Genomic DNA, 4614 nt, shown 5'->3' with positions numbered 1-4614 from the left:
AGGCGCACAGTCGAACCGATCTCGATATCGCCCGAATCTGGGGTTTCCTGGCCGGTGATGATCTTGAACAGCGTCGACTTACCCGCGCCGTTCGGCCCGATCACGCCGACGATGCCGCCCGCCGGCAGCGTGAAGGACAGGTTCTCGAACAGCAGCTTGTCGCCATAGGCCTTGCTGACATTCTCGACCTCGATCACCTTGCCGCCCAGCCGCTCGGGCACCTGGATGACGATCTGCGCCTTGCCGGGCGTGCGGTTCTTCTGCGCCTCGACCAGCTGGTCGAACTTGGCGATGCGCGCCTTCGACTTGGTCTGGCGGGCCTTGGCGCCCTGCCGGATCCACTCCAGCTCGTCCTTGATCGCCTTTTGGCGACCGGTGGCCTCGCGGTCCTCCTGCTCCAGACGCTTGGCCTTCTTCTCCAGATAGGTCGAGTAATTGCCCTCGTAGGGGAAGTACTTGCCGCGATCGATCTCCAGGATCCAGCCGACCACGTTATCGAGGAAATAGCGGTCGTGGGTGATCATCAGCACCGCCCCCGGATATTCCTTCAGGTGCGCTTCCAGCCACTGGACGCTCTCCGCATCGAGGTGGTTGGTCGGCTCGTCGAGCAGCAGGATCGACGGCTTCTGGATCAGCAGGCGGGTGAGCGCGACGCGGCGGCGTTCGCCCCCGGACAGCTTGTCGACCGGACTGTCCGATGGGGGACAGCGCAGCGCTTCCATCGCGATTTCGAGCTGGTTGTCGAGCGTCCAGCCGTCGACCGCGTCGATCTTTTCCTGGAGGGTTCCCATCTCCTCCATCAGCGCGTCGAAATCGGTCTCGTCGGTCGGCTCGCCCATCTCCGCCGAAATGGCGTTGAACCGGTCGACCATGTCGGCCACGTCGCGCGCGCCGTCCTTGACGTTCTCCAGCACGGACTTGGACGGATCGAGCTGCGGCTCCTGCTCCAGATAACCGACAGTGATGTTCTCGCCCGGCCAAGCCTCGCCCGAAAATTCGGTATCGACGCCCGCCATGATCTTCATCAGCGTCGACTTGCCGGCGCCGTTCGGGCCGACGATGCCGATCTTCGCACCCTGATAGAATTGCAGGTTGATGTTGCTCAGCACCGGCTTGGGCGCGCCGGGAAAGGTCTTGGTCATGTCCTTCATGACGAAGGCGTATTGCGCGGCCATGGGGCGGCTTTCTCCGAGAGGATTGTGCTGTCAGGAACGTTGCGGCGCCGATAACCCGCCGCGCGTCGCTTGCCAACATGGGGACGGCCGGCATGCCATGCAACGCGGCCCACCCGTGGATTGGCAGCGGCAGGGCGGCCGCCTATGTCCCCGCGATGCATCGCATCCCCGCCGCCCTCCTGATCCTGACCCCGCTCATCCCGGTGGCGGCGCAAACCCCCACCGTCCCGGATCTGGCCGAACTGCGCGGCGCTGCCGACGCGTTCCGCATCGCCCAGGAGCGCGGAGACAAAGCGGAGCTTGAACGGCTGCTTGCGCCTGATTTCCTGTTCGTCCGCGCATCGGGCCGGGTGGGCGACCGGCGCGAATTCATCGACGGCTTTACCGCGCCGGGCATCAAGCTGGATCCGATCCGCGTGTCGGACCCGCTCCTGATCCGCGTGTCGGCCGAGGTTGCGATCGTCGGCGGCGAGGCGTGGCTGCGCGGCACGCAGAATGGCGCGGCCCTCGCCCAGCATTACCGGTTCAACGACACATTCGCCCGGCGTGGTGGACGATGGCAGGTCGTCTATACGCAGATCACGCCGCTGCCTCTCTGACGCAAATCGGCAATCTTCGCCAAGTAATGGCGCTGATTGCCATCTCCTACTGATCCTTCGGAGGACGCGCCGCTCTTAGGCGGGTTTGGCACGGGCCGTGCAGAGAAGCTGGCACATGGCGGGACGGCCCGCCGCAATGGAGCCAGACGATGAGCAAAGCCCCCACCCACGCCGACAATCTCCTCGGCATCTGCAATGCGATCGGCGAGACGTTCGGGTTCAACCCGATCTATCTGCGCCTCGCGCTGATCGCCGGGCTGCTGTTCAGCGCGCAGCTGACCATCGGCTTCTACCTTCTCGCAGGCGTAGCGGTGGCGACGGCCCACCTGCTCACTCGCGACGGACGCAAAACGGCGCGCACGCCCCGCGAGCGGGTGGCGGCCTGAACCTCCCGCCGATCAGCGCATCGCGCTGAGCAGGCTTTCAATGGTGACGAAGGCGAAGGCGACCGAGCTGTCCGCCACGCCGTACGGGAGGAAGATCTGGTCGCCGTGGCGGATACCGCCGCAGCTATAGACTACGTTCGGAACATAGCCTTCGCGATCCTCGTCCGCTGGCGAAAGAAGCGGTTGTGGCATGCGCCCGATCACCTTGGATGGATCGTCCTTGTCGAGCAGGATCGCCCCCACCGAATATTTGCGCATCGCACCGACGCCGTGCGTCAGCAGCAGCCACCCCTCGTCCAGCTCGATCGGCGAGCCGCAATTGCCGAGCTGGACCATTTCCCACGGATATTTCGGGGTCATCAGCAGCGCGCCCTCGCCCCACTGATCGATCTTGTCCGATCGGATCAGGAAGACATTCTCGCCGTCCTGGCGGCCAATCATCAGATACTGGCCGCCCACCTTGCGCGGGAACAGCGCCATGCCCTTGTTGCGCGCCGCCGGCCCGCTCATCGGCATGAGCGTGAAGCTGCGGAAATCGGTTGTGCGCAGGAGCTCCGATCGGATCGCCGCACCGTTATAGGCGGTATAGGTGCCGATCCATTCGACGCTGCCATCGTCATGCGTGAACTGGACGAGCCGCATGTCCTCCAGTCCCTTCGACTGGGCGGCGGTCATGGGAAACAGCACGGTTCCGCTGAGCGAGCTGTCGGGGTGGCGATGCACCTCAATCGCGCCATTGCCGGCCTCCGCCGCGCCGTCGGCGGCGGTGGCGAAGGGCGGTTCGGCCATCAGTTCGACCGTGGCGCCTGGCCCCAAGATACCTTCGCGGAAGGCGACCGAGGAGATGTGCCCCTCTCCCACCGCGCGCAGCGACATCGCGATCCGCATCGCGCCGTCGGACAGGCCCGACTGGTCGGGGTGCGGGACGACGCTGGGGTTCATCAGCGCGGCGGCGGCATAGCTATATTCGTGACAGAAGAAGGCGCCGATCAGCTGCTTCTTGATGTCCGAAATGGCGTTGCCATCCAGCTCCAGCGCGACTTCAATCTGGCGATAGCGCGAGATGAAGACGGACCGGGTTTGCCAATGGCGCGCCTCGAAATCGCGCAGCACGAGCTCGAGCTCGATCTCCGCCATCTCCTCGTCCATCACCAGCACGCTTTCGGCGATTCGACGCACGCGCCCGGGCCGACCTGAGGGATGCGCCTCGATCGGGATATGGAACGGACGCACCACCACACGGGCCGGATCGGCCTGCAGGCGCAAAGGGCAATGAATGACGTCGAGCAAGCAGGCCCCCCTGGGCTGAGAACATGTTCAGCAGCCGATCACAGGCCGGCGACGAAAGCTCTAGGCATGCGATATATGACGACAAGCCCCAAAATCGTGCCGACCCCCCGTTCGCGTTCGGTTGCGACGAAGCGAGAGCTATGCCTCCCGCGCGTCGTGGCGGTCGTTGGACGCGGCCTGCAGCTCGGTACGCGCCATTGCCGCGCACGCAAACTGGAATGCGAGGATCGACTCGGCCCCCTGATTGAGGTTGACGCGATCGCTCATCAGGCCGTCGAAGCAGCCGCCGTCCTTAGGCGAGGCGATCGGCAGTCCGAGATCGTTCTCGCCCACATACCAATTATAGGCGCGCCACGCGGTTTCGAGCCAGCGACGATCCCCGATGAGATCATAGGCGAACAGGGCGGCGTCGACGGTCGCCCATGCCTCAAGCGGCTGCTGATCGAACGGCGACGGATCCTGATAGGCCTGCCAGAAGCTGTCGGTTCCGACCGCGCGGAATTGCCCTTCTTCGTTCGTCTGCTTGGCATCGAGCCAGGCGAACGCTGCGAGCCCCTCCTCGACCATCACATGCTCGCCCAGCAGGTCGCCGGCCCGGATCAACGCCTCCGGAAGACGTGCATTGTCGTAGGCCAGGACACTTTCGAACCAGTTCCACCCGTCGCGCCGTTCCCGCCGCAGCGTTTCGAGCAGCTTGTCCCCGAACGTCCGCACCATCTGGCGGGCAAGGGCATGATCGCGGTGCCGGCGCAGCACCGCATCGGCGCCGAGCAGCGCGAACGCCCAGGTGCGCGGCGAATCGAGCGTCATCGAATGCGGCGCCACCTGATCGAACAGATGGAGCGCCCAACGCCGCATTTCCGGGCTGCGCGCCTCCGCCGCGGTCACGCCGACGGCCCAGACCGAGCGACCGAAGCTGTCCGCCGACCCCTCGGCCTCAAGCCACCCGCGATCGAATCCCATGAAATTGCGGAAGCGCCCGAGTTCGCCGTTCCAAGCGTGCTGCACGAACGAAGCGTAGATCGTGGCCAGCGCATCGGCCTTGGGCGCAAGCGGCCCTGACACGCGGTGCATGAGCATCAGCGCGCGGCAATTATCGTCCACGCAATAACCGTGATTGCGATCCGGCACCGTGAAGATCGAATGCTGGATCATGCCCGTCTT

4 protein-coding genes and 1 pseudogene are annotated in these 4614 nt (G+C 65.0%); 2 read left to right on the top strand and 3 right to left on the bottom strand.

Annotation, left to right across the window (positions count from 1 at the left end):
- The coding region (gene ettA, locus ACOJSF_RS00475) for an energy-dependent translational throttle protein EttA (protein ID WP_420140279.1) at positions 1–1175 on the bottom strand (1175 nt) is incomplete at its 3' end.
- Positions 1176–1330: 155 nt separating this feature from the next.
- Here ettA and ACOJSF_RS00470 point away from each other — a divergent pair.
- Together ACOJSF_RS00470 and ACOJSF_RS00465 are read left to right on the top strand one after the other, a co-directional pair.
- Entirely contained in the window at positions 1331–1774 is a 444-nt protein-coding gene (locus ACOJSF_RS00470) for a nuclear transport factor 2 family protein (protein ID WP_420140278.1), read from the top strand.
- A gap of 149 nt (positions 1775–1923) precedes the next feature.
- Complete coding sequence (locus tag ACOJSF_RS00465) at positions 1924–2160, top strand: PspC domain-containing protein (RefSeq protein WP_420140277.1); 237 nt, start codon at positions 1924–1926, stop codon at positions 2158–2160.
- Positions 2161–2172: 12 nt separating this feature from the next.
- Here the strand turns inward: ACOJSF_RS00465 and ACOJSF_RS00460 are convergent, their stop codons facing one another.
- On the bottom strand, positions 2173–3450 hold the full coding sequence (locus ACOJSF_RS00460; RefSeq protein ID WP_420140276.1) for a glycoside hydrolase family 130 protein: 1278 nt from the start codon (positions 3448–3450) through the stop codon (positions 2173–2175).
- Positions 3451–3588: 138 nt separating this feature from the next.
- A pseudogene (locus tag ACOJSF_RS00455) lies at positions 3589–4614 on the bottom strand (glycosyl transferase family 1); the annotation flags it as partial.

The sequence above is a fragment of the Sphingomonas sp. genome, from assembly GCF_048594985.1.
In the GTDB taxonomy this organism is placed as follows: Bacteria; Pseudomonadota; Alphaproteobacteria; order Sphingomonadales; family Sphingomonadaceae; genus Sphingomonas_I.
Note: the sequence above shows the minus strand (reverse complement) of the source record. Positions and strands in the feature narration are given on the sequence as shown.